The sequence below is a fragment of the Streptomyces sp. NPDC055506 genome, assembly GCF_053643595.1.
Window position 1 is genome coordinate 17,219 of sequence record NZ_JBSHKH010000007.1, and the last position, 25,789, is coordinate 43,007.

The 25,789-nt window shown below is 71.9% G+C and carries 18 protein-coding genes; 5 read left to right on the forward strand and 13 right to left on the reverse strand.

The genetic code is table 11. From position 1 onward, the window contains the following. Positions 1-5: 5 nt before the first annotated feature. Together ACWIF2_RS04665 and ACWIF2_RS04670 are read right to left on the reverse strand one after the other, a co-directional pair. Positions 6-317 carry a trypco2 family protein gene (locus ACWIF2_RS04665; protein ID WP_454358590.1) on the reverse strand — a complete coding sequence of 104 codons (312 nt, stop codon included), beginning with the start codon at positions 315-317 and terminating at the stop codon, positions 6-8. 27 nt (positions 318-344) lie between these two features. Beyond that, positions 345-1,868 (reverse strand): acyl-CoA synthetase, encoded by a 1,524-nt coding sequence (locus ACWIF2_RS04670; protein WP_454358591.1) that lies wholly within the window; start codon positions 1,866-1,868, stop codon positions 345-347. 155 nt (positions 1,869-2,023) lie between these two features. On the opposite strand from ACWIF2_RS04670, the gene ACWIF2_RS04675 reads away from it, so the two are divergent. Further along, a complete protein-coding gene (locus ACWIF2_RS04675) occupies positions 2,024-4,450 on the forward strand; it encodes a penicillin acylase family protein (protein WP_454358592.1) in 2,427 nt (808 codons plus the stop codon). Positions 4,451-4,493: 43 nt separating this feature from the next. Here ACWIF2_RS04675 and ACWIF2_RS04680 read toward each other — a convergent pair whose 3' ends face one another. The 3 genes from ACWIF2_RS04680 to ACWIF2_RS04690 form a co-directional block, all read right to left on the reverse strand. Further along, positions 4,494-5,753: a DUF418 domain-containing protein gene (locus tag ACWIF2_RS04680; protein ID WP_454358593.1), complete on the reverse strand. Its 1,260-nt coding sequence runs from the start codon at positions 5,751-5,753 to the stop codon at positions 4,494-4,496. Positions 5,754-5,864: 111 nt separating this feature from the next. Further along, on the reverse strand, positions 5,865-7,415 hold the full coding sequence (locus tag ACWIF2_RS04685) for an acyl-CoA synthetase (RefSeq protein WP_454358594.1): 1,551 nt from the start codon (positions 7,413-7,415) through the stop codon (positions 5,865-5,867). Beyond that, positions 7,412-8,524 carry an NAD(P)H-dependent flavin oxidoreductase gene (locus ACWIF2_RS04690; protein WP_454358595.1) on the reverse strand — a complete coding sequence of 371 codons (1,113 nt, stop codon included), beginning with the start codon at positions 8,522-8,524 and terminating at the stop codon, positions 7,412-7,414. The genes ACWIF2_RS04685 and ACWIF2_RS04690 overlap by 4 nt, the downstream gene beginning before the upstream one ends. A 198-nt stretch (positions 8,525-8,722) precedes the next feature. Here ACWIF2_RS04690 and ACWIF2_RS04695 point away from each other — a divergent pair, with 198 nt between their 5' ends. After that, positions 8,723-10,504, forward strand: coding sequence for a serine hydrolase (locus ACWIF2_RS04695; protein ID WP_454358596.1), 1,782 nt, complete (start codon positions 8,723-8,725; stop codon positions 10,502-10,504). 4 nt (positions 10,505-10,508) lie between these two features. Here the strand turns inward: ACWIF2_RS04695 and ACWIF2_RS04700 are convergent, their stop codons facing one another. From ACWIF2_RS04700 to ACWIF2_RS04710, 3 genes are all read right to left on the reverse strand, one after another. Continuing rightward, a complete protein-coding gene (locus ACWIF2_RS04700) occupies positions 10,509-12,086 on the reverse strand; it encodes a phytoene desaturase family protein (protein ID WP_454358597.1) in 1,578 nt (525 codons plus the stop codon). A gap of 244 nt (positions 12,087-12,330) precedes the next feature. Then, entirely contained in the window at positions 12,331-14,559 is a 2,229-nt protein-coding gene (locus ACWIF2_RS04705) for a tetratricopeptide repeat protein (protein ID WP_454358598.1), read from the reverse strand. A gap of 66 nt (positions 14,560-14,625) precedes the next feature. Next, complete coding sequence (locus ACWIF2_RS04710; RefSeq protein WP_454358599.1) at positions 14,626-15,474, reverse strand: oxygenase MpaB family protein; 849 nt, start codon at positions 15,472-15,474, stop codon at positions 14,626-14,628. A gap of 203 nt (positions 15,475-15,677) precedes the next feature. Here ACWIF2_RS04710 and ACWIF2_RS04715 point away from each other — a divergent pair, with 203 nt between their 5' ends. Continuing rightward, positions 15,678-17,195: an ABC transporter substrate-binding protein gene (locus tag ACWIF2_RS04715; RefSeq protein WP_454358600.1), complete on the forward strand. Its 1,518-nt coding sequence runs from the start codon at positions 15,678-15,680 to the stop codon at positions 17,193-17,195. 6 nt (positions 17,196-17,201) lie between these two features. Continuing rightward, positions 17,202-18,965 carry an ABC transporter permease subunit gene (locus ACWIF2_RS04720; RefSeq protein WP_454358601.1) on the forward strand — a complete coding sequence of 588 codons (1,764 nt, stop codon included), beginning with the start codon at positions 17,202-17,204 and terminating at the stop codon, positions 18,963-18,965. Positions 18,966-19,021: 56 nt separating this feature from the next. Here ACWIF2_RS04720 and ACWIF2_RS04725 read toward each other — a convergent pair whose 3' ends face one another. The 5 genes from ACWIF2_RS04725 to ACWIF2_RS04745 form a co-directional block, all read right to left on the reverse strand. Next, positions 19,022-21,037: a M36 family metallopeptidase gene (locus ACWIF2_RS04725; protein WP_454358602.1), complete on the reverse strand. Its 2,016-nt coding sequence runs from the start codon at positions 21,035-21,037 to the stop codon at positions 19,022-19,024. A 54-nt stretch (positions 21,038-21,091) separates the two neighbouring features. After that, on the reverse strand, positions 21,092-23,071 hold the full coding sequence (locus ACWIF2_RS04730) for a M20/M25/M40 family metallo-hydrolase (protein ID WP_454358603.1): 1,980 nt from the start codon (positions 23,069-23,071) through the stop codon (positions 21,092-21,094). Between the two features lie 132 nt (positions 23,072-23,203). Further along, complete coding sequence (locus ACWIF2_RS04735; RefSeq protein WP_454358604.1) at positions 23,204-23,581, reverse strand: FCD domain-containing protein; 378 nt, start codon at positions 23,579-23,581, stop codon at positions 23,204-23,206. A gap of 96 nt (positions 23,582-23,677) precedes the next feature. Beyond that, a complete protein-coding gene (locus tag ACWIF2_RS04740) occupies positions 23,678-23,953 on the reverse strand; it encodes a hypothetical protein (protein ID WP_454358605.1) in 276 nt (91 codons plus the stop codon). Next, a complete protein-coding gene (locus tag ACWIF2_RS04745) occupies positions 23,950-24,768 on the reverse strand; it encodes a phytanoyl-CoA dioxygenase family protein (RefSeq protein ID WP_454358606.1) in 819 nt (272 codons plus the stop codon). Before ACWIF2_RS04745 ends, ACWIF2_RS04740 begins: the two co-directional genes overlap by 4 nt. 73 nt (positions 24,769-24,841) lie before the next feature. On the opposite strand from ACWIF2_RS04745, the gene ACWIF2_RS04750 reads away from it, so the two are divergent. Then, positions 24,842-25,681 (forward strand): helix-turn-helix domain-containing protein, encoded by an 840-nt coding sequence (locus ACWIF2_RS04750; protein ID WP_454358608.1) that lies wholly within the window; start codon positions 24,842-24,844, stop codon positions 25,679-25,681. Positions 25,682-25,789: the final 108 nt, after the last annotated feature.

Genomic DNA, 25,789 nt, shown 5'->3' on the forward strand with positions numbered 1-25,789 from the left:
CCCGGTCAGCGCTCGTCTGCGGCCTCGTCGCCCGCGATCAGGGCGGGTTGCGGTGGTCCTCCGGCGACCGGGACGGTGATGGGGTTGAGGGTGAGCTTGACGCGCTGCGTCTGCGCGTTCGCGTAGGAGCCCTTCGTACCGGCGTCGACGACCCAGAAGCGGACCTTGGCGTCGGCGCCCGCCTCGCGGGTGACGGCGACGGTCGCCTCTATCTCGACGGGCCCCGCCTCGAACCGGATGGCCTCGCCCGCGCCGTCCGCCAGTGCGGTGGTGAGCTGGCTCCGCAACTCACGGATCATGTCGGACAGTTCGATCACGACGCCCCCCTCGTGTCCGCTACCCCGCTATCCGGATGTTACCGAGCCGGGCCCGCTCCCGAGGTCTTTCCTGAGCTCCCGCTTGAGGATCTTCCCGCTGGCGTTGCGCGGGAGTTCGTCCACGAAGAGCACTTTCTTCGGTGCTTTGAAGTGCGGCAGGTTCTCGCGGACGTGGTCGATCAGTTCCGCCTCCGTGACCTCGCCGCGCGGGACGACGACGGCTGTGACGGCCTCGATCCAGTGGTCGTCGGGGAGGCCGACGACGGCGGCCTCGGCGACCCGGGGGTGGGTGTACAGGGCGTCCTCGACCTGGCGTGAGGCGACCAGGACACCGCCCGAGTTGATGACGTCCTTCACCCGGTCGACGATCGTGAAATAGCCGTGCGCGTCGCGGACCGCGAGGTCGCCGGAACGGAACCAGCCGTCGCGGAAGGCCTCGGCGGTCTCCTCGGGCTTGTCCCAGTAGCCCTCGCACAGTTGCGGGGAGCGGTAGACGATCTCGCCGGGGGTGCCGTCGGGTACGACCTCGCCGTCCTCGTCGACCACGCGCGCGTCGACGAACAGCACGGTACGGCCGCAGGAGTCCATACGGCCCTTGTGCTCCTCGGGGGCGAGGACCGTGGCGAGGGGGCCGATCTCGCTCTGGCCGAAGCAGTTGTAGAAGGCCAGCTTCGGCAGGCGTTCCTTGAGCCGTTCCAGTACGGGGACCGGCATGATCGACGCCCCGTAGTAGGCCTTGCGCAGTCCGCTGAGGTCGCGGGTGGCGAAGTCGGGGCGGTTGGACAGGGCGATCCAGACGGTGGGCGGTGCGAACAGGCTGTCCACGCGGCCCGCTTCGACCAGGTCGAGGAGCCGGTCGCCGTCGGGTGCGTCGAGGACGAGGTTCGTCGCGCCGACCGCGAGGTAGGGCAGCAGGAAGACGTGCATCTGCGCCGAGTGGTACAGGGGCAGCGAGTGGGCGGGGCGGTCGCCCGCACTGAGGTCGAGGGCCGAGATGGCGCTCAGGTACTCGTGCACCAGGGCCCGGTGCGTCATCATCGCGCCCTTGGGCAGCGCGGTCGTCCCTGAGGTGTACAGCAGTTGCACGAGGTCCTCGGGGCGCGGCTCGGGGCCGTCGTACACGGGCGCCTCGGCCAGCCGCGCGAGCAGCGAGTCGTCGGTGTCGCGCAGGGGCGTTGTCCGTACGCCGTCGGGGAGCCGGCCGGCGAGGTCCGGGTCGGTGAGGACCAGGGAGCTGCCGGACTGGCCGACGATGTAGGCGAGGTCGTCGCCGGTGAGGTTCTGGTTGACGGGTACGTGCACCAGGCCGGCCCGGGCGCAGGCCAGGAAGGCGATCAGGTAGGCGTCGGAGTTGTGGCCGTAGGCGCCGACCCGATCCCCGGGCGACAGACCCTGGTCGAGGAGGACGCTCGCCGCGCGGGAGACGGCGGTGTCGAGTTCGTCGTAGGTCCAGGTGCGTTCGCCGTACTCCACCGCGACGCGCGCCGGTGTGCGCCGGGCGCTGCGCCGTAGGACTCCGTCGACCGTGCTGCCGTGTCCGGGCGTCGTCATGACAAGTGATCCTCGGCCGACCGTCCGGGGAGGTCAAGGACCGACCGGCTCAACCCTGCCGTCGCCAGAGGCGTCCGCTGTGATGGTACTGACGTATGAACCAAGAACATTTGTACGCTCAAGTCTCCTTTCCCTCAACGACGTTGGAGGGCACGATGCGCAGCCGCCTGAGACGCCTCGTCCTCGGGGCCACGGCCCTGTTCACGGCCGCGTCCGCGTTACCCGCGGCCGCCGCCCCGAGCCAAGGGCGAGCGGAGCAGCACCTTTCCCGTGACGGCCTGTCCGCCGTCATCCGCTACACCGAGTACGGCATCCCGCACATCCTCGCGAAGAACTACGCCGACCTGGGCTTCGGCACGGGCTGGGCGCAGGCCGCCGACGAGGTCTGCACGCTCGCCGACGGGTTCGTGACCCTGCGGGGCGAGCGCTCCCGGTATTTCGGCGCCGACAAAGCCGCCGACGGCGCCCTTTCCGGGGCCAGGACGAACCTCGCCAGTGATCTGTACTTCCGTGGGGTCCGTGAGAGCCGCACCGTGGAGAAGGTGCTCGCCGAGCCCGCTCCCAGGGGCCCGAGCCGCGACGCCCGGGGCATGCTGCGGGGCTGGGCGGCCGGTTACAACGCCTGGCTGAAGCAGAACAAGATCACGGATCCCGCCTGTGCGGGCGCCTCCTGGATCCGGCCGGTCACCGAGCTCGACGTGGCCGCCCGCTCGCTCGCCATCGCCTCGATCTCCGGCGAGGGGCGCTTCGTGGACACGATCACGACCGCGCGGCCCCCGGCCGGAACCCCGGCCGCCGGGAGCGGTCCCTCCGCTCCCAAGCCCGACGCCAAGGCCGTGGCGAAGGCGGCGGACGAGCTGTGGGGCGACCCCGGCATGGGCTCCAACGCGGTCGCCTTCCGCGGTGACACGACGGCGAACGGCAGCGGCCTGCTGCTGGGCAATCCGCACTACCCCTGGGAGGGCGGGCGCCGGTTCTGGCAGTCCCAGCAGACGATCCCCGGGGAGCTGAACGTCTCCGGCGGCTCCCTGCTCGGCACCCCGGCAATCTCCATCGGGTTCAACGCACAGGTGGCGTGGAGCCACACCGTCTCGACCGGCATCCCGGCCAGCTTCCACCGGCTGACCCTGGACCCGGCCGATCCCACGACGTACCTCGTGGACGGCGAGCCGGAGCGGATGAGGAAGCGGACCGTGACGGTCGCGGTGAAGGACGGCGCGCCGGTGACCCGCACCCAGTGGTGGACCCGCTACGGCCCGGTCGTCACCTCGCTCAACTCCCAGGTCCCGCTGCCGTGGACCGGCACGACGGCGTACGCGCTGTACGACCCGAACGCCGCGAACCTCCGTTTCGCCGACACCTCGCTCGGCTTCAGCAAGGCACGGAGCACGGACGAGGTCCTCGCGTCCCTCGCACGGCACCAGGGCATCCCCTGGGTGAACACGATCGCCGCCGACCGGGCGGGGCACTCCCTCTACACCCAGTCGCAGGTACTCCCCCGGATCACCGACGGGCTGGCGGAACGCTGCTCGACGGAGCTCGGCAGGACCACGTATCCGGCGTCCGGCATCGCGATCCTCGACGGCTCGCGCGGTGACTGCGCCCTCGGCAGCGACCCCGACGCCGTGGGGCCGGGCATCTTCGGCCCGTCGAGGATGCCGACGCTCAAGAACGCGCCGTACGTCGAGAACTCGAACGGCACCCCGTGGATGACCAACGCCGACCGGCCGATCACCGGTTACGAGCGGGTCTTCGGCACGGTGGGCACCCAGCTCGGCCTGCGCACACGGGGCGGGATCGAGGACGTGGCGGCGATGGCGGACAAGGGCCGTCTGACCGTACGCGACCTGCAGCGGCAGCAGTTCGCCAACCGGGTGCCCGCGGGCGATCTCGCCGCCGGGGACGTGGCACGGGCGTGCGCCGCTCTGCCCGGCGGCAAGGCGACGGGCAGGGACGGCACGCCTGTCGACGTGTCGGAGGCCTGCGGCGTGCTGAAGGCGTGGGACCGCACCATGGACACCGGGAGCCGGGGAGCGCTGCTCTTCGACCGGTTCTGGCGGAGGCTGGAGCAGGCGGTGCCCCCGGAGCAGTTGTGGAAGGTGCCGTTCTCGGCGGCCGACCCGGTACGCACCCCGAACACGCTGAACACGGACGCTCCCGGTCTCGCCACCGCCCTCGCCGACACGGTGACGGAACTGCGGGCCGCGGGCATCGCGCTCGACGCGCCGCTCGGCGCACACCAGTTCGTCGTCCGCGACGGCGAGCGCCTCCCCGTGCCCGGCGGTGCGGGCCAGCTCGGTGTGTGGAACGTGATCCAGCCGACGTGGGACGCGGCCGGCGGTGGCTACACGGAGGTGCCGTTCGGCTCCAGTCACCTCCAGGCGGTGGGCTGGGACGGCAGCCGCTGTCCGGTGGCCCGCACCCTGCTGACGTACTCCCAGTCGTCGAACCCCGAGTCGCCGCACTTCGCCGATCAGACACGGCTGTTCTCCGGTGAGAAGTGGGTGACGTCGCGCTTCTGCGAGAAGGACATCCTGTCCTCGCCGAAGCTGAACGTCGTCCGCGTGCACGAGCGGCGCTGACCGTGCCGGGCGGGGTGCCGCTCCCGGTGGGGCGGCACCCCGCTCATCCCGCACGGCGGCCGTACATCAGCCGGCGCAGCACCGTTTCCGCGGGACCCCGGCGGCCGGCGCGTTCCAGGGCGTACGCCCCGGCCAACGTGACCAGCCAGACGGCGAACGCGAAGAGCGCCATGGTCGCGCTGCCCAGGTGCTCGCCGAGGCCCAGTCCCCAGGCGGCCAGCACCGGGGCGAAGAGCAGCGAGTGGGCGAGGTAGCAGGACAGGGACCGTTTGCCCACGGAGGCCACCGCGTTCACCGCCGTCGCACCGCGCCGGGTCGTGCGAGTGGTCCACCAGTGCACGAAGAGGGCGACGGCCGCGACATAGCCGAGGCCCGCGGCGTTGCCGGTGATGTCGCGGAGCACCGTGAGCGCTCCGGACTCGCTCTGCATGGCGTCCGGCACGCGCAGGACGCCGATGTGGGCGAGTGCGGCGGGCAGCGCGCCGAGCCAGCCGACCGCGATGCCGAGCACCGCCGTCAGGCGCAGCAGCGTGCGGTGGCGGCCCGGTTCCTCCAGGATCCGGCGCCGTGCGGCCCGGAAGCCGAGCAGGAAGAGGATGAACCCGCCGCCTACGAGGGTCAGCGGGGCAGCGACGAAGGTGACGAACAGGCCGGTCTGGAGTCGGGTACCCGCGGCGGTGAGCCAGTTCGCCTCCTGCGCTGCGTACGCCTTGAAGCCCGGGTCGGCCCCGGCGTCGCCGAACGTGCCCAGTTCGCCCCGGAGGAGGGCCGAGAGGGCGGGCCCGGCCGAGACGAGCACGATCAGGGCGACCCCGATCCAGACCCACCACTTCAGGGCGCGCTCGCCGCGCCGCAGGAAGGCCAGGCCGAGGATGAGGCTCAGCACTCCGTAGAAGCCGATGATGTCCCCCGCCATCAGCAGGGCGGCGTGCGTCAGGCCGATGACGATCAGCCAGAGACTGCGCCTGCGCAGGATCTTCGCCGCGTCGCGCGGGGCGGTGCCGGCGGCGGTCTGGCGGAGGTAGAGCTGCGTCATGCCGTAGCCGAAGAGGAAGGCGAAAAGCGGGTAGACGCGCAGGTCGAGCACGATGATCATGGTGAACTGCACGGCGTGGTCGAGCCACGAGCCGTCCACCGGCTGCCACCCGGAGGGCCCGCGCCGAGCCGCCCACAGGTGGAAGGCGGTGTTGGACAGCACGATGCCCAGCAGCATGATCCCGCGGGCGAGATCGGGGGCGAGTGCTCGCTCGCCCGGCCGTACGGCGCCACGCCGCAGTGGGCCCTCTTCGGTCGCGATCGTCATGGATTCACGCTAGGGAGGCGGGGCGCGGCCGGACATCGGCCGGAGGGCGAGCGGGCGCCGACCAAAGGATGACGCCCGTGCCCGCCCACGCGACCAAAGCCGCACCGCCGCCTACACCGGTCGGGTCCGACCCTCCCAGTACGGCTCCCGCAGCCGCCGCTTGTAAAGCTTGCCGTTGGGGTCGCGGGGCATCTCGGTGATGAAGTCGACGCTCCTGGGCCGCTTGTACCCGGCGAGCCGGTGCGCGCAGTGGTCGAGGAGGTCGGCCGCGAGGGCGGGTCCCGGCCGGTGTCCGGGGGCCGCCTCCACGACCGCCTTGACCTCCTCGCCCCAGTCGTCGTGCGGGATGCCGAAGACGGCGGCGTCCGCTACGGCGGGGTGGGCGAGCAGGGCCGACTCGATCTCGGCCGGGTAGATGTTGACGCCGCCGGAGATGATCAGGTCGATCTTCCGGTCGCGCAGGAAGAGATAGCCGTCCTCGTCGAGGTGGCCGAGGTCGCCGACGGTGAAGAAGTCGCCGATGCGGTTCTTGCGGGTCTTGGCCTCGTCCTTGTGGTACGAGAAGCCGCCGGTGTTCATCTTCATGTAGACGGTGCCGAGTTCGCCGGGCGGCAGCCTCTTGCCGTCGTCGTCGAAGATCGCGAGTTCGCTGATGGGCCAGGCCTTGCCGACGGTGCCGGGCTTCTTCAGCCAGTCCTCGGCGGTGGCGAAGGCGCCGCCACCCTCGCTGGCCGCGTAGTACTCCTCCACGCAGGGGCCCCACCAGTCGAGCATGGCCCGTTTCACGTGGTCGGGGCAGGGGGCCGCGCCGTGGATGGCGTGCCGCATGGCGGAGACGTCGTAGCGGTCCTTGTCCTCGTCGGGCAGGGCCAGCAGGCGGTGGAACTGGGTGGGGACCATATGGGTGTGGGTGCAGCGGTGGTGGTCGATGAGTCGGAGCATCTCCTGGGGCGTCCACTTGTCCATCAGGACCAGCCGGTGGCCGATGTGCAGGGACGCGCCGGCGAACTGCAGGACGGCCGTGTGGTAGAGGGGCGAGCACACCAGGTGCACATTGCCGTCGAACGGCCTGATGCCGAAGATGCCGAGGAAACCGCCGAGGTAGGCCTCCTCCGGCGGCTTGCCGGGCAGGGGGCGGCGGATGCCGCGCGGGCGGCCGGTGGTGCCCGAGGTGTAGTTCATGACCCAGCCGAGGGTGCGGTCGGCGGGCGCCGACTCGGGCTGTCCGTCGAGGAGTTCGGCGTACGGCCGGAAGCCCTCGACCGTGCCGACGGCGTAGCGGTGGGTGGCCGGGAGGCCGGCCTCGTCGGCGGCGTGGCGTGCAGCGTCGGCGAACCGCTGGTGGGCGAGGAGGACCTTGGCACCGGAGTCGGTGACGATCCAGGCGATCTCCGGTCCGACCAGGTGGTGGTTGACGGGGACGAGGTAGAGCCCGGCCTGGCTGGCGGCCAGATACGCGGTCAGGAACTCGACGCCGTTGGGCAGGACCACGGCGAAGGTGTCGCCGCGTTCGAGTCCGGCGGCGCGTAGGCCGTGCACGAGCCGGTTGGCGGCGGCGTGCAGGCGCCCGGCGGTCCACTCCTCGCCGTCGGGTGCGACGAGCACGCTGCGGCCGGGGTCCTGTGTGGCCTGGGCCCAGAAGCCCACTGCGGGTGTGCTCACGACTGTCCGCTCCTTCCGGCGATGCGGTTGACGCGGTCCACGGCCTGTTCGAAGCCGCGGGTGAGGTCGTCAAAGACGGCCTGGACGCTGCGTTCGCTGTTCATCCGGCCGACGATCTGCCCGACCGGGGTGCCGAGCAGCGGTTCGACCTCGTGCTTCTGGATGCGCGAGACGGCCTCGGCAACGAGGAGGCCCTGCAAGGGCATGGGCAGGGTGCCGGGTCCTGCCGGGTCGTCCCAGGCGTCGGTCCACTCGGTGCGCAGCTGGCGTGCGGGTTTGCCGGTCAGGGCGCGGGAGCGGACGGTGTCGCCGGAGCCGGCGGCGAGCAGTTTGCGGGTCAGGGCGGGCGAGTGGAGGTCCGCCTCTGTGGTGGTCAGCCATATGGAGCCCAGCCACACACCCTGGGCGCCGAGGCTTAGCGCGGCGGCCACCTGCTGTCCGCTGCCGATGCCGCCGGCGGCCAGCACGGGCAGCGGGGCGACGGCGTCGACGACCTCGGGGGTGAGCACCATGGAGGCGATCTCGCCGGTGTGGCCGCCGGCCTCGTAGCCCTGCGCCACGACGATGTCGATCCCGGCGTCCTGGTGCTTGCGGGCGTGCCGGGCACTGCCCGCGAGGGCGGCGACGAGCACGTGCTGGTCGTGGGCGCGTGCGATGACGTCGGCGGGCGGGGAGCCGAGGGCGTTGGCGAGGAGTTTGATCGGGTAGTCGAAGGCGACGTCGAGCTGGCTGCGGGCGACCTGCTCCATCCAGCCGGTGATGCGCCAGCCGGACGCCTCGCCCTCGGCGAGCTCCGGCACGCCGTGCTTGGCGAGGGTGTCCAGGACGAACTGCCGGTGCCCCTCGGGGATCATCGCCTCGACGTCGGCTTCGGTCACGCCCTCGACCTTCTTCGCCGGCATCACGACGTCGAGGCCGTACGGCCGGCCGTCCACGTGCGCCTCGATCCAGTCCAGGTCGCGTTTGAGCTCGTCGGGGGCGGTGTAGCGGACCGCGCCGAGCACGCCGAAGCCGCCGGCCCGGCTGATGGCCGCGGCGACGGCGGGGAACGGCGTGAAGCCGAAGACGGCGTGCTCGACTCCCAGTTTCTGGCTCAGCTCCGTCTGCATGGGCGCAGGATGCCGGAGTCCTCCGGAGGACGGAAGGGGTTTTCTGATGCTCCGTCAGATTGAGAGGCCGGATTCAGGGTCGGATTCAGGGTCGGATTCGGGGGGGGGCCTGTTCATGCGCGCCGTCTATTTGCGGAGGCGTGCGGCGGACATACTTCATGGGACATGCGAGGCGGTTGAGGAGAAGGGGTGTGCGCGGTGACCGACAGACCGGTGAGCGGTGAACTGACCCGACGTCAACTGGGCAGAGCGGGCCTGGCCCTGGGCGGTGCGCTCGCCCTCGCCCCGTTGCCCGCCGGCCCCGCCCAGGCCGCCCCGGCGACGGGACGCCACCACCCCACCCTCCACCACGGCTCCGCCGCTCGCGCCGGCCTGCTTTCCTCGCACCTTCGCCGGCTCGTCACCGACGCCGAGGCGTTCCTCGGTCCCTCCCCCAAGCACCCCTGGTACGCCGGAGCCGTCCTGCTCGCCGGACGCGGCGGCACCGTGGCCCTGCACCGGCCCATCGGCATGGCGGTGCGCTACCGGGCCTACGACGAGAAGACCGACACCGGTGTGGAGTTCCCGCCGGACGAGCGGATCCCCATGGCCGAGGACACCGTCTTCGACCTGGCGTCGGTGTCGAAGCTGTTCACCTCGATCCTCGCCGTGCAGCAGATCGAGCGGGGCAAGCTGGAGCTGGAGGGCAGGGTCGCCTCGTACCTGCCGGAGTTCGGACGTGCGGGCAAGCAGGACATCACGATCCGTCAGCTCCTCACGCACACCTCGGGTTTCCGCGCCTGGATCCCGCTGTACAGCGCGCCGACGTACGAGGAGAAGCTCGAGCTCATCTGGAACGAGAAGCCGGTGAGCGCGCCGGGCACGGCGTATCTGTACTCGGACCTGAACCTCATCTCCCTCCAGCTCGTGCTGGAGGGGATCACGGGCCGCTCCCTGGACACCCTCCTGCGGGATGTGGTCACCGCGCCGCTCGGCATGCGCCGCACCCGCTACAACCCGCCCGCCTCCTGGCGGCCGAAGATCGCGGCCACGGAGGACGCACGCCCCCCATGGTCCGGCCTGGACCGGGGCCTGGTGTGGGGCGAGGTGCACGACGAGAACGCCTTCAGCCTGGGCGGAGTCGCGGGGCACGCCGGTGTGTTCTCCGACGCGTGGGACCTCGCGGTCCTCGGCCGTACGCTGCTCAACGGCGGTGTCTACGGGCGGGAACGGATCCTCACGCCGGAGTCGGTGGAGCTGATGTTCACCGACTTCAACACCGCCTTCCCCGGCGACGAGCACGGGCTCGGCTTCGAGCTCTACCAGCACTGGTACATGGGCGCGATGGCCACGCCGCGCACGGCCGGGCACACCGGTTTCACGGGCACCTCGCTCGTGCTCGACCCGACGACCGACTCCTTCCTGATCGTGCTCGGCAACTCCGTCCACCCGGTGCGCGGTTGGCGTTCCGGGTCGGCTCCTCGGGTCGCCGCAGCGAACAACCTGGCACGGGCCGTGGCGGTCCGGCCGGTGCGGGGGCGCGGCGCCTGGTTCTCCGGGATGGCGGTCTCCACGACGGCGACGCTCGCTCTCCCCGCGCTCGACACCTCCGCGGGCGGGGCACGGCTGCGCTGTGCGCTGTGGTGGGACACCGAGCCGAAGGCCGACGTCCTGGTCCTGGAGGCGACGACCGACGGCGGCACGACCTGGCAGCCGGTGCCCTTCACGACGTCCCGCCGGGGCGAGGACCCCCGGCAGCATCCGTCGGGCTCGGTCACCGGCTGGTCCGGCCGCGTCTGGCACCGGCTCACCGCCGACGTCCCCGCCGCGCGGGAACTCGCCCTGCGCTGGCGGTACGCGACGGACCGGCTGTATGTCGGGCGAGGGTGCTACGTGGACGGGCTGCGGGTCGAGGCGGCAGGCGGCGCCCTGTTCGACGAGACCCGCCCGGCGGACGCGTCGCGCCTTCAGGCGGTGGGGTGGACGCCGTCGGCGGACTGAGGCATCACCGGGGTTCCTTCTCCAGTACCGCCATCGCCGCGTTGTGCCCGGGCACCCCGCTCACTCCGCCGCCGCGCACGGCTCCGGCACCGCACAGCAGCACGTTGGCGTGGCCGGTCTCCACGCCCCAGCGGCCGGTGCCGTCCTGGGCGTAGGGCCAGCTCAGGTCGCGGTGGAAGATGTTGCCGCCGGGCAGGCCGAGGTCCCGCTCCAGGTCGAGCGGGGTCCTGGCCTCGATGCAGGGCCGCCCGTCCGCGTCCGTGGCCAGGCAGTCGGCGAGCGGTTCCGCCAGGTGTGCGTCGAGCTGGGCGAGGGTCGACTTCAGCAGCTCCTCGCGTACGGCGTCGTTGTCCCGTTCGAACAGGCGGGCCGGGGTGTGCAGACCGAAGAGGGTGAGCGTCTGGTAGCCCCGCTCGGCCAGGTCGGGGCCGAGGATGGTCGGGTCGGTGAGCGAGTGGCAGTAGATCTCGGAAGGCGGCGCGGCGGGCAGGCCTCCGGCGGCGGCCTGGGCGTGGGCGGTGGCGAGTTGGTGGTAGCCCTCGGCGATGTGGAAGGTGCCGGCGAACGCCTCGCGCGGGTCCACGGCGCTGTCCCGCAGCCTCGGCAGCCGCTTGAGCAGCATGTTCACCTTCAGCTGGGCGCCCTCGGCCGGAGCCGGGGGTGTGCCGCCGGTCAGTTCCGCAAGGGCCTGCGGGGAGGCGTTCACCAGGACGTGCCGGGCGGCGACGGTGCCCTCGCTGTCGGCCGTGCGGTAGGTTACCTCGGCCGTACGGCCGTCCGTGGCGATGCGCAGCGCCTCGTGGCCGGTGGCGAGGACGGCGCCGGCCGCGCGTGCCGTGTCGGCCAGTGCGTCGGTGAGGGCGCCCATGCCGCCGACCGGTACGTCCCAGTCGCCGGTGCCGCCGCCGATCACGTGGTAGAGGAAGCAGCGGTTCTGCTTCAGTGAGGGGTCGTGGGCGTCGGCGAAGGTGCCGATGAGCGCGTCGGTGAGGACGACGCCGCGCACCAGGTCGTCCGCGAACCGCTCTTCGACGGTGACCCCGATCGGCTCCTCGAACAGCGTCCGCCAGGCCTGCTCGTCGTCGAGGCGGGTCCGGAGTTCCTCGCGTGTGGGCAGCGGCTCGGTGAGGGTCGGGAAGACCCGCTGGGCGACACGGCCGGTCATGCCGTAGAACTCCTGCCAGGCCCGGTACTCGCGGTCCGAGCCGGTGAGCCGGGCGAAGGCCTCCCTGGTCCGCCGTTCGCCGCCGCCGACGAGGAGCCCGGTGGGCCGGCCGTCGCGCTCGGCGGGTGTGTAGGAAGAGACGGTGCGGGTGCGGACGCGGAAGTCCAGGCCGAGGTCCCGCACGATCTTCTTGGGCAGCAGGCTGACCAGATACGAGTACCGGGACAGCCGGGCGTCGACCCCGGCGAACGGCCGGGTGGACACGGCAGCGCCGCCGGTGTGGTCCAGCCGCTCCAGAACCAGCACGGAGCGCCCGGCCCGGGCCAGGTAGGCGGCGGCGACCAGGCCGTTGTGTCCACCGCCGACGATGACGGCGTCGTACGTCCGGTGCGAGCGGGGTCCCTCGGATGCGGTCATGGTTCTTCGTAACACGGGGTGATCCGCATCGGCCAGATGACGGCGACCGGGCCCTCACGTGGGGCGTCGAGGCTGGCGGACGGGCTCTGCGGCCGTTGGCGGCAGGGCGGGCGGCGGGCCTCGGCGGCCGTGGGCGTCGATCCGGGGGACGGGCACTGCGGTGCGGGCGGCGGGCCTATCGACCGTCGACGTCCGAGCGGCCGCCGTCTGTCTTACCCGGCTGCCCGGCCTGGTTTCGCCCCTGTCACCGTCCGGCCGATGCCCGCTGCTCGCGCAGGGCCGCCACCTGGCGGTAGAGCGTCACGGCTTCGGTGTCCCGGCCCAGCTGCTGCAGGCAGTGCGCCTCGTCGTTGCGGCTGGCGAGGGTGTCGGGGTGGTCCGCGCCGAGGACGCGTTCGCGGGCGGCGGCAACGCGCCGGTACTCGGTGAGCGCGTCGGCCCAGCGGGCCAGCCAGCCCAGACCGACGGCGACCTCGCGGAGGCTGACCAGGGTGTCCGGATGGTCCGGGCCGAGGACCCGCTCGCGGACGGCGGCGACGTCCCGGGACTCGGCGAGGGCCTCCTCCCAGCGGCCCAGCCGACCGAGGTTGACGCAGCGGCCGTGGCGGGCACGCAGGGTCTCGGGATGGGTGGGGCCCTGGACGCGGGTACGGTCCTCGGCCAGGTCGCGATAGAGGTCCAGGGCCTCCGCGCTGCGGCCGAGGCGGCCCAGGCTGATGCCGATCTCGTGCCGGGCGGCGAGCGCGTCGGGGTGGTCGGCGCCGAGGGCCCGGGCACGGGCCGCTGCGACCTCACGGTAGGTCTCCAGGGCCTCGGCCCAGCGACCCAACTGGCCGAGGGCGTAGGCGACTTCGTAGCGAGTGACGAGGGTGTCGGGATGGTCCTGGCCGAGCACCCGGGCGCGGGCGGCGGCCACCTCGCGGGCCATGCGGTAGGAGTCCTCGAGTCGGCCCAGGCGGCTGAGGTTGAAGGCGAGGTTGTGCCGGCAGCGCAGGGTGTCGGGGTGGTCGGGACCCATGGTGCGCTCCCGGGCGGCGAGCACCGACGTGTACACCCGGTGGGCGTCGAAGGGACGGCCCAACTGGCCGAGCACGTAGGCCATCTCCTGGCGGGCGGCGAGCGTGTCGGGGTGATCGGCGCCATGGCTGCGGATCCTGGCCTCGGCGACGTGCTTGTACTCGCGCAGGGCGTCCGGGGCACGACCGGTGCGGCTGAGGGTGAAGGCGACCTCGTAACGGCTGGCGAGGGTGTCGGGGTGGTCGGGGCCGAGGAGGTGCTCACGTTCGGCGGCGACCGCCCGGTGCACCTCCCCCGCTTCCGCCCAGCGGCCGAGCCGGCCGAGGCTCAGCCCCGCGTTGTGGCGGCCGGCCAGGGCGGTCAGGACGTCCGGGGACGGGGCGGGCCGTTCCTCGGGGACGGGTTCCTCGACGGGCCCGGCGGCGGGCCGGGCGATCCATTCGCCGGAGAGCCCGGCGGCCGGATCCGGCGGTGTGGTGCGCAGCCCGGCACCGGCCGCCTTGTGACCGGTGGTCATGCCCTGGGTCCAGGACGGCATGCGACCCGCTCCCGCCAGCGCGTCGGGCGCGGGACGGGCCGCGAGCACGGTCGCCACATACGCGGGCGCGGCCCGGTGCATGCTGATCCGGCGGGCCAGCTCGCGCGCGTCATCGGGTCTGTGCGCGGGTTCCTTGGCCAGCAGGTCCAGGACGACGCGCTCCAGATACTCGGGCAGTTCGCTGCGGTGTTCGCGGAGCGGCCGGGGCGGGGTGTCGCGGTGGCCGACGAGGATCGCCCAGGGGTCGTCCAGGTCGAACGGCGGTACGCCGGTGGCGATCTCGTAGAGCACGCACCCGAAGGAGTACAGATCGCTGCGCTGGTCGACCTCGGTGCCGCTGATCTGCTCCGGGGACATGTAGTGCGGGGTGCCCATGGCGATGCCGGTGCCGGTCAGCCGGGAGGTGAAGCCGATGTCGTGGCCGAGGCGGGCTATGCCGAAGTCGCAGATCTTCACCGTGCCGTCGCCGAGCCGCACGATGTTGGCGGGTTTCAGGTCGCGGTGGACGATGTTCTGCTCGTGGCAGTAGGCCAGCGCGGCGGCGACCTGCTCGGCGATCTCCACGACGTCGGCGACCGGCAGCGGGTGCTGCTTGTTGTCCTCCAGGAGCTGGCTGAGATTGCGGCCGTCCAGCAGCTCCATGACGAGGTAGAGGACGCCGTCGGACTCTCCGAAGTCGTGCACCACGGTGATGCCCCGGTGCTGGAGCGCGGCGGCCACCCGGGCCTCACGCCGGAACCGCTCCCGCAGGACCCGCGTGAAGGCGTGGTCGTGGTTGGGGCCCAGCGGTTTGAGGCACTTGACGGCGACGTGCCGGCCCAGGGACTCGTCCCGCGCCCGCCACACCTCGCCCATGCCGCCGCGTCCGATCAGATCGAGCAGCCGGTATCGGCCGTGGATGAGCCTGGTCTCCCCCATGTCGCGCGACGCTCCCCCCGGTAGCTGTTCGCTCGCTCCTCCCACTGGCTCACTCAGTATGGCGGCCTATCGTCCGAGTTTGTACGGTGCCGGGCGCGCGTCCGGGCCGAGCCTCGCCATGGCGCGCAGGATGTGTTTGGGCGGGAGTTGCCACCGCAGACGTGCGGGAATCCGGCGCAACAGGAGACCGGTGAGGCGCAGTTGCCGGGCGGCGGTGGCGGGTGCGGGGGCCGGTCTGCCGTACAGCTCGTGGGCGTACGGGGGCAGAGAGGCGTACGCCAGTTGTGCCACGCGCCGCCACAGCACCTCGCGCACCGGTACCAGGAGCGGGTGCGTCGGCGGGTGGAGGAGGAAGTCGTCCACTTCGCGTGCCTCGGGTCCGGCGGCCAGCTCCGGGCGCACCTTCTCGAAGTAGGCGGCCAGCTCGGCCCGGTCGGCCGGTACGGTGCCCGGGTCGAGTCCCACCAGGCGTGCGCTCTGGCGGTGTTCGGCGATGTAGCGGTCGGCCTCGGCGTCGGTGAGCCGGAACCCGGATCCGCGCAGCACCTGCAGATAGGAGTCGATCTCGGCGCAGTGGACCCACAGGAGCAGGTCGGGTTCGTCGACGCCGTAGCGCTCGCCGGTGTCCGGGTCGGTCGCCGTCAGCATGCGGTGGATCTTCCGGACGCGGGCGCCAGCCTGCTCGGCGGCCTCGGTGGTGCCGTACGTCGTGGTGCCGACGAAGTGCGCGGTGCGCATCAGCCGGCCCCAGGCGTCCCGGCGGAAGTCGGAGTTCTGCATGACGCCGCGTACGGCGCGCGGGTGCAGGGCCTGGAGGTAGAGCGCCCGGATGCCGGCGATCCACATCATCGGGTCGCCGTGCATCTGCCAGGTCACCGAATCAGGAGTGAACAGCCCCGGGTCCGCGCCGGTCATGCACTCACCTCCGCCCGGCGCCCACGATGACACAGCTCGAACAGCAGGTCGATACCGCGAGAACACCCAGGACCGTCCAGTCGTTGAGATTTCACCCACCCGGCTAAAGGTTTGGTAAGGCTCCCCTTATAGGCTGGCGCCGCCGATCAAGCCCGCACCGGGCCGCAACGGCATGCCCGGCCTCCCGCACGACAGGACTCGACATGCGCACCACCTCCCGCGGTCTCATAGCGGCACTCGCTCTCCCCCCTCTGCTGGCCGGCTGCTTCGCCCCGAGCGACAGCGGCGAGGGCGCCGGAGCCGGATCGGGCGGTCGGCTGCGGGTCGCGCTGGCCGTCCCGCCGGTACAGGCGCTGTCCCCGTACAGCAACGACGCCACCGTGCTGAGCAAGCTGTCCGTCGCCGAGGGCCTCACCGCCCTCGACAAGAACGGCACGGCCAAGCCCGCGCTGGCGAAGTCCTGGAAGCAGGACGGCGACACCACCTGGACCTTCGAACTGCGCAAGGCCACGTTCCAGGACGGCACCGAGCTCACCGCCCAGTCGGTCGTCGACGCGCTCGGCCACGCGGGCCGCGCCAAGCCCAAGCCCCGCGTGCTGAGCGATGTGGCCCTCACCGCCGAGGCCGAGGACGCCGACACCGTCACCCTCACCACCAAGTCGCCCGACCCGGTGCTGCCGCTGCGGCTGGCCAGCCCCGCGCTGGCGATCCTGTCGGCGAAGGCGTACGCGAAGGACGGAGCCGTCAGCCCGGTCGGCACCGGCACCGGCCCGTTCGAGATCACCCGGCTGAGCGGCAAGGCCAAGGCGACGCTCACCCGCTTCGACGGCTACTGGGGCGGCAAGGCGAAGGCGCCGGGCATCGACGTCAGCTGGATCGCGGACGGCACGGCCCGCGCCAACGCCCTGCGCGGCGGCGAGGCCGACATCGCCGAGTGGATCCCCACCGCCCAGGCGAAGCTGCTCGACAAGGACACCCGGCACGAGGTGCCCTCGGTGCGCACCGACAGCCTGATCCTCAACACCGGCAGCGGCCTGTTCACCGACGCCCCGCTGCGCGCCGCCGCCCGCGAGGCCGTGGACGGCTCCGCGCTGGTCGACTCCGTCTTCGGCGGCTACGCCGACCCCGCCGAGGGCCTGTTCGGGCCCGCCGTCCCGTGGGCCGACGACAAGCGTGTGAAGGTGTCCGGGCGCGCCGGGGCCGCGACGACCGCCCAGGTGAAGTCGAAGGCCAAGGGCAGGACCCTGCGGCTGGCCACCTACACCAACCGGGCCGAGCTTCCGGAGGCCGCGACCGTGCTCCAGCAGCAGCTGGAGAAGGCCGGGTTCACGGTGAAGCAGGACGTGCGCGAGTACACGCAGATGGAGGCCGACCTGCTCGCGGGCAAGTACGACGCCCTCGTCTTCTCCCGGGTGACCCTCCTCGACACCGGTGACGCGGTCGACTACCTCGCCAGCGACTTCACCAGCGAGGGCGTCTACAACATCCCCGGTCTGAAGGACGCCGCGGTGGACAAGGCCATCCGGGCCGCTGCCGCCGAGCGCGACACGGAGCGCCGCCAGGAGAAGATCATGAAGGCGGAGGCGGAGATCCTGCGCACCGACGCCGTGCTGCCGCTGGTCCACGAGCAGGCCGTGCAGGGCATCGCGTCCGATGTCGAGGGCGTGATCCTCGACCCGCGCGAGCGCTCCCTCGTCGACGTCGACACGCGCGTCAAGTAGCCCCGCATGAGCGTCGCCCACGCCACCGCCGCCCGCCCGTCCCTCTGGCCGGCGGCGGCCGGCCGTGTGCTCGCCGCGGTCGCGCTGCTCGGGGCCGTGGCCCTGCTGCCGTGGCTGACCGGCGCGGACCCGGCCCGCACGGTGCTGCGGGCCCGCTCCGCCGACCAGAACCCGACACCCGCGGAACTGGCGGTCGTGCGGGAGCAGTTGGGCCTGGACGAGGGTCCGCTCGCGCATCTCGGGCACTCGCTGGGCGGACTGCCGCGCGGGGACGCGGGCGTCTCGTGGGTGTCCGGGGAAGCCGTCATGCCGCAGGTGGGGGCCGCCCTTTCGGTGTCGCTGACGCTGATGCTGGGCGCGTTCGTGATCACCGCCGTGGTGGCCGCGCTGGTGTGCGCCCGGACGGTGTTCCTCGGCTCCCGGCGCCGGCTGCGGCAGGACCGTGCGGGTACCACGGCCGCTGTGCTCGCCGCGCTGCCGAAGTTCCTGCTCGCCTCGGTGCTGGCCACGGTGTGCGGGGTGTGGTGGGGGTGGTTCCCGTCCAGCGGCTGGGAGGGGCCGCGGTCGATGGTGCTGCCCTCGCTCGCCCTCGGCGTCCCGTCGGGCGCGATGCTGGGCGGGCTGCTCGACCAGGCGCTGCCCGCCGCGTTCCACGAACCGTGGGCGCGCACGGCGTACGCCGTCGGTCTCCCGCCGGGCCGCATCGCCCGCAACGCGCTGCGCCGCACCCTGCCCGGCATGCTGCCGCAACTGCTGCCGACCGTCGTGGCCCTGGTCGGCGGTGCGGTCGCCGTGGAGAAGATCTTCAACATCCCCGGGCTCGGCCGGCTCTCCCTGGAGGCCGCCGTCGCGCAGGACCTCCCGGTGCTGCAGACCGCGACCCTGGCACTGGTCCTGCTCGGCGTGAGCGCCGGCGTCCTGATCCGGGCCCTGCGCCACGCGCTCCTCGGCCGTCCCCTGCGCGACGGCGCCCTGCCGGCGCTGCACCGGCCCCCGCTCATCGCGCCGCGCTCCCTGAGCTGGATCACCGCGGTCTGCGGGCTGGCCCTGCTGGCCCTGGTCGCGGCCGGCCTGCTGCGCGACCCCCTGGGGGTCGACACGACGGCGCGGCTGCTGTCCCCCTCTGTCGAACACCCCCTGGGCACCGATGCTCTCGGCCGGGATCTGCTGGCCCGGCTGGGTCACGGGGCCGTGCGCACGGCGGGGGTCGCCCTCGCCGTCACCGTACTCAGCGCCCTCACCGGACTCCTGCTGGGCATGGCACCACGGGCGAGCGCGGGTCCGACGGAGGTCGTGTCGACGCTGCCCGCCGTCCTCGCGGGCCTGCTGATCGCGGGCGTGACCGGACCGTCGGTGTGGGGAGCGGCCTGCGCGGTCTGCGCGGTGGGCTGGAGCCCCTACGCCGCCCAGACCGCCGCTCTGCTCGAACAGGCACGCGCGAGCGGCCATATCGCCGCGTCCGTCGCGCTCGGGGCCGGGCGGCTGCACCTGCTGCGCCGCCATCTGCTCCCCGCGGTGGTCCCGGCCCTGCTGCGCAACGCCCTGCTCCGGCTGCCCACCACCGTCCTGGTCCTCGCCTCGCTCGGCTTCCTCGGCCTCGGCGAACAGCCGCCCACCCCCGAGTGGGGACGGCTCCTGTCGGAGAACCAGCCGTACGCGGAACTGGCCCCCTGGACCGTGCTGGGGCCTGCCGCGGCGCTGGTGGTGCTCTCCGTGCTGGCGGTGACGGGCAGCGCGGTGGGGCGGGAGAAGGCCTCGCACGGCGGATAGCGCCAGACGTTCCTGTGGCAAGGCCTTCTTCGAACAGCTGGACCGGCTCGACCGCCTCAGTCCTCGTGTCCTGCCGGAGGCAGCTTGGTGCCGGCCCGGCAGCCGATGAAGGACGTGTTGGGGCAGAAGGCGTCGAAGCCCATGCCGTACCGGGCGAAGGATCCCCAGGCCGCCTTGCGCACCCCGGGGTACTCGGCATCGGTGAACGCCGTGCCCTTGAGGTCCTTCAGGGCCCGCAGGATCGCGCCACGGGCGGTGAGGAACGACGGGTTCTTCGGGGTGAGCTTCAGCCCGTCGACGACGGCCTGCCAGGAGACCCTGTAGCCGCGCTCTCTGCCGCCGAGTTCCGCGCTGATCCGGCGGGTCATCTCCATGAGGGCCGCACACCAGATCTCGCCGACGTTGTGGATCCTCGTGTAGTCGAGTCCGCCCGTGGCCTGCCCGATGTCCCCGAAGCCACCGGGGTAGCGGTCGTCGTACGGTCGCTGGCGGATGCCGCCCGGGTCGTCGATGACCCAGTCGCCGACCACGGTGTGCTCGTGCTCGCGGGAGAAGTTGAAGATGGTGAGCGCGAAGTAGTCGGACCAGCCCTCGCCCATCGCCCGGGACTGCGGTTCGCGCAGACCGTTGGCGTCGTGCAGCCCGCCGACGAGCCGGTTGGTCGTACCGTGCGTGGCCTCGTGGACGATGACGTCCATGGCCAGGGCCGTGTGCCTGCCGGTCCCTTCGACCAGCCCCATGTTCATCTCCGCCGCCAGACCGTCGGCGCGGGTGAGCATGGTGGCGGTGCCCGGGATCGCCACGGGATGCGTGAAGGCGCGGACCGGGTCGGTGCCCTGGCCGAGGCCCGAGAAATTGACGGTCTGGAAGTTGCCGTGCTCCTCCGTGAAGCCGAGCATGACGAAGAAGTCACGCATGTAGTTGCAGCCGTAGAAGATGTTGGTGACCAGCTGCTCAGGAGTGTCGGGGTCCGGGGCGAACAGCGCGTTGCCCGCCGCGTCGAGGTCGACCTCGAAGCTCTTGCCGGTGACGCCGTCGACGGCCTCGACGTTGTTCCCGACGGTCGCCACATGCCCGTTCTGCTGCGTGACCCAAGGTCCGAAGAGCCCGGCCGCCGGCGACGGCGGCGGTTTGACCGGGTAGTCGGTCAGGGGCAGCGGGAAGGAGGCCAGCGCGAATCCGGTCTCGGCCGGGTTCTGACGGACCACCACGCCTCCGACGACATGGTTCGACAGGTCCTGGAGATACAGGACCTGGGGTGCCGACCTGTCCGGCGTCATCTCGTCGGCCTCCACGAGCGCGTGGTACTGCACGGCCCCGTTCGCGCGGGAGAACCTGAACGACCACGCGAGCCGGACGGTGTCGCCCATGTAGAAGTACACGAGCCGGGCGGGGATCGCCTCGTCGAAGGCGCCTTGGTCGAATGTCATCGGCTGGTCGTTGCGCGCCTGGGAGCTGAGCCGGCGGAAGCCGGCTGAGACGTCCAGGGCCGGGAGGGCGTCGTCGCCGAAGGGACTTTCGATCGTGACGGGTGCGGCGGCCTTCGCGGCGCCGGCGGCGAGGGCTGCCTCGACCGGCACCACGGGCATCGTGGGCACGCTGCCCGGCACGCTCGCCGTGTCCCCGACGACCCTGTCGACCGTGCCGTCCACGCCCAGCCACACCTTGGGAGCCATGCCCCATACGTCGATGCCGTTGAGTGTCTGCTGGAGGCTGACCACGCGTATGCCGCCGCTCGTGGACGTCACCTTCGGATCGGCCTCGAACTCGGCGGGCTCTCCGGCGGCGAAGCCGATCGCCCCCGATACGGAGGAGAGGTATTCCTTGGCGCGGGCGATGTAGTCGCCGTCGGCGGCCTCGGCGCCCGCCCGTTCGGCGAGGCCTGCCGGTGCGCCCTCCACCCGCAGCTCGGTCAGGTGCCCGGTGAAGCGGTTGACCTTGCTGTCGTCGGCGATGAGGGTGTGCTGCACCGACTCCGCCACACGATCGGTCTCGGCGAGGAACGCCTCGGCGCCCTGGACCCGGGCGAGCCGGTCGTACTCCAGATCCCGCTTGTCGATCAGCTGTGTCATGACGGTTGCTCCTGTCACCGGGCGCGCGAAGCCCGGCTTCCGCTGTCTTGTGGGTTACAGGCCCGCGAGGGTGAGGGCGGTCGCCGTGACGGAGCGGGCGACCGTGGCCGCGAACTCGGGGCTGTGATCTTGGTCAATGAGCGTGTCTCCCGGGGTGTGGTACTGCCTGGTGCCTGTACCGGGCCCACCGTCCGGAGCGAAGATGTCCTCAGAGACGGCGATGGCGGCCCACCCCCGCTCATGGAAGCTGGCATGGTCGCTCCGTCCGATCGCCGGATCGGAGGGGCCCGTGAGCTGTTGGACGGTCACCGTGGGGTCGATGGCGGGGACGGTGTCCGCGACGAGAGCGCCCAGCGTGTCGGAGGCTCCGACGACCGGACCCGGCACCGAGGAACCGGCGTGGATCTCGACGGTGGGTGTGCTGCCCTCCTGGCGACCCGCGATCATGTCCATCTGGAAGACACCGGCGATACGGTCGTCCGCCGCGGCGGCGGCCCGCGCATAGAACTTGCTGCCGACCAGGCCCTGTTCCTCGGCGTTGAAGAGCACGAAGCGTACGTTCCGGGTCGGTGTCCTGCCCTCGGCGAGCACGTCGTGCAGGCACTCGGCCGCGGCCATGACGGCGGCGGTTCCGCTGCCGTCGTCGTCGGCGCCCGGTGCGGGGTCCACAGCGGGGTCGTAGGGGCGTGGGTCCCCGCTCTCGTCGACGAATTCGCCGCTGGAGGCAGTGGAGTCCAGGTGCGCGGTGATGAGCACCGTGGAGTCCGCCCCGGCCGCGCGGTGCTCGGCCTCCACGTTGAACAACGGGCGTCCGCGCCACCGGAATCGGTGCAGTCGTACCGTCAGGCCGAGATTCTGGAAGCGGTCCGCGAGTGCCTCGACGACTCGGTGGTTGTCCTCGGCGGACGCGTCACGGCTGCGGACCAGGAGCGCCTCGCCGTCTCTGAGCGGTTCGGCACCGGAGATGCGCGCGACGTGACCGCGCAGTACCTCGGGGGTCACGGCCGCCCGTACCGCGGCGACCGTTTCCGGGGAGGGACGGCCGTCACCGGCTGCCGGTGCGGGTGGGCCCGGCTCCGCCGGGCCTTCCCTGAGGCCCCCGGCGCGTCCTTGTGTCGCCCGTGCCTCACCGGGACGGGAGAGGAGCGCCGGGTCCGGGAGCAGCCGCTCGGTATGGCCGGGCTTCGCACCCGGCAGGTGGACGTCCTCGATCGGAGCGCCGACGGGTGCGGCTACGTAGACACCGCCCGGCGCGGCGCCCAGCGGGAGCAGGGGCGGTGCCTCCAAGGCGGCGAGTTCGCCGGCGACGACGCCGAAGGCCGACGTGGCGCGTGTCGTCGCCCTGTCCGGGGCGTCCGCGAAGTCCTGGCCGGCGGTGAGGGGGCGGTCGTCGCGGATCAGGAAGGCCGCCGTGTTGTCCACCGGCCCCCGGAGGTCGACCGCGAATCCGGCCTGCTCGAGTGCGGCGGCGCCGCGCATGGTGACCATGGCCAGCACGAGCCGCGGGGAGGCGATGTGCACGGGAACGACCTCGGTCCGGTTCGCGACCGTCTCCAGCGCGGGCAGCCCCCGGTCCTCGGGCAGTTCGATGCGGGCCCAGAGGACGGGCCGGTTCTCCAGGGCGGCGCGGGTGAACACGGGGTGGGCCGCGGTACGCAGCCCCGCCTGCTCGGCGAACGCGCGCTCCTGGTGGTCCTCGCCCACGAACACGCACTCGCCGGGTGCGGCGGCGGGGACCCCCTCGCCCGCCGTGCCGGCGACCGCCTGGTCGAAGATCTCCCGGCTGTTCTTGGGGCCCCAGTGGATGAGCGCGTCGTCCGTGAACCGGCCGGGGAACGCCTCCCGCAGGGCCGACGCGGCCCGCTCCGCGGCGCCTTCGCTCGATCCCGGGTTGGAAATGATGCCTTTGGGGACGTCGAGGAGGCTGTCGAGCACGGCGAGAACGCGAGGTCGTGGCAGCAACGTCAGCGAACCGTCCGCCTCCTCCCGGGCGTCTGCCAGGGTCGCTCCTATGTCGAAGAAGGGCACGGGCATTTCGCTGCCTCCACTACGTGATACCGGTACGGAATCGGCACGTGACCGAGTGAACGTCCCGGGCGGCAGGGGCCGTTCGAGAACGAAGGGAACCGCGGCAGGGAACCGTGAAAGGTCCCGCGCTGGTTTGCCCTACTTCTCCATCGTCCGCCTTCGGTTGCGCGTTCGCATCCCGGGGTGTAGGCGAATGCCGTTCAACTCCGGACAGTTGAAGAAGTTACGGAACGCGAACGACCGCCAGCACCGCTGATTCATCAGCATCCGGTAGTGGGCCTCCAGCTTGCCGTTGTCGGCACCCGTGATCAGCAAATCGTGGAACTCCTGGACCAGTTCCGCGTACCGCTCCCGGTCGTCCTGGTCCACCGCTTCGTCGGCCTCGCGCAGATTCCGCTCGAGCAGGTCGATCTCCGTGACGCGGCCGCGCCGGGCGAGGAGGCGGGCGGCCGCGCCCTCGAGGAGTTCCTTCATCTCGAAGAGTTCCGTGATCTCGCGGCGGGAGGGGGTGGTCACGAACGTCCCGACACGGGCCGGATCTCCATTGACCGAGAGGGTCGCCCACGCGGTGCGTGCCCGCGTCGAAACCCGCGGTGAGCAGCCCCATGCGCCTCAACGGCGAGAGCTGTCCTCCAGCTTCTCGAAGAAGAACTCGTGCTTGAGGAAGGAGACGTCGTACTCGTGACCGGCCTGAGGCGGCAGCAGCTGGGATGCCTGGAACAGGCGCCACCCGTCGTGCAGCGCGGCAAGCCCTGTGGGATAGGGCGGCTCGTCGCTGTCACCGGTCGTCGGGTGGGTCCGGCCGGTCCCGTCGTAGCGGGACCAGCCCACGACGTCGGAGTCCAGCGTCGACGTCGCGAGATAGAGGACCAGAACCTGCTGCCTCATGCGTGACTCCTCAGGGTCGGCCGGTTGCTGACGCGCGTGACCCAGTACTCGATGTCGAACGAGTCGTCACCGGTCAGGGCCCGCCACAGGAGGACCCGGTTGTAGATCTCCAGCCGGGCCGTGGCCTGCTCGTACCAGGGGAAGTACGTGTTGAGCTCCGCGGTCACCGCAGGGTCGTGCAGGTCGGAGACGTCCCACAGACGCACCTGCGGCACGGTCGGGTTGAGGCGGAGTTTGTACATGTAGCGACGGCGGGCGGTGTCGTTGCGGCGGCCACCGTGCCAGATGCCGTGGTGCACAAGAACGACCGTGCCTGCCGGGCAGGTCAGACGGGTCTGCCCCCTGAGGTTCTGGACGCGGCCGACGTCCGTCTCGTTGATCCTGCGCAGATGGCTTCCGGGCACACTGAGTGTGCCGCCCATCTCGGCGGTCACCTCGTGCGGGTAGTACATGAGCTGGATGTCGAACGCATCCGGCCGCACGTCGATGATCGCGTCTCCGTGGAGCGGCTGAGCCTGTCCCTCGTGCGGCTCCCGCACATGAACCGCGTGGTGGTCGACGGTCGGCTCGGGGCCGACCAGGCTCTCGACAGCGCCTGCGACGACCGGCAGGGACAGCAGCTCGTGGACGAAGGTGTGCCTCGCGAACGCCCCGCTCAGCGGAGTGCCGTAGGACACCTCCGGCAGGCCCTCGGCCAAGGCCGCGATGGCCCGTTCATTGATCTCCTGCGGCACCACCCCGTCCAGGCGCAGGAATCCCTGCGCGGCGAAGCGCGCCACCTGAACCGATGTCAGGAGTTGCTTGCTGGTTGACATACGACGAACGTACGTGCAGGGCCCGGCCCGGTCGTGGGCTGAAATCGTCCAGTGCTGGTAATTTTCCGTCCTCGTGAGGCACACGACAGTACGGCTCGACGAGGCGCCCACCGTGGTCGATGCCGGCATCGGGGTACACGGCGTCTCCAGCGCCCACGACGTCTTCCGGCTGCCCGACCTGTGGCAGCTGCACCTCTACAACTACGAGGGTGCTCTGTCCCTCGGGCAGTCGGTCCACCCCATACGCCCCGGTTACGTCAGCCTGGTGCCGCCGAACACCGAGGTGCACTTTCACTACCGAGGCAGGTCGGAGCATTTCTACGTCCATCTGCGGCTGCACGACGGCGGGACCGCGCGGGTGGTGCCGGTGATGCAGGACGCCGCGACCGAGAGCCCACGCCTGGCCGATCTGCTCCGACACGCCGTGACGGCCATGCCGACTTCTCCCCCGCGAGCCACGGCCGAGGTCTGGGCGGCTCTGTGGCGCATCGCCGAGTTGCCGAGGATCGATGGCGCCGGGCTTCGCCACCCCTTCGTGGCCGCCGCACAGGCCTACGTCGAGGAACATCTGGCCGGCCCGTTGTCCGTGCCGGACGTCGCTCGCGCCGTCGGGATCTCCCACACACACCTGACGCGCGTGTTCCGTGCCGAGACCGGCCTCACGGTCGTGTCGTACATCCGGCACCGACGCCTTCAACGCGCACGCCACCTGCTGTTGTCCTCCACCCTGTCCATCACAGCCATCGCGGCGGCCGTGGGTATCGCCGATCTCCAGGCTTTCAACAAGGCCTGCCGTCGTGAGTTCGGCGCGAGTCCACGTGCCGTACGTGCGGCCGGACCTGCGGGGCTGGACGGCCGACGACGTGTTCACGGAGATACGGATCGGCCGCCGGCTCGGGGCGGGCCACCGTGACCGCGACGGCCCGACCGCCCCGTGACCGGGCGAGGCAGACCGTCCCCATGCCTCCCGCGCCGGCTCTCCTTCGACGGTGTGCACCCCGGCCGATCTCCGGTCCCGTGT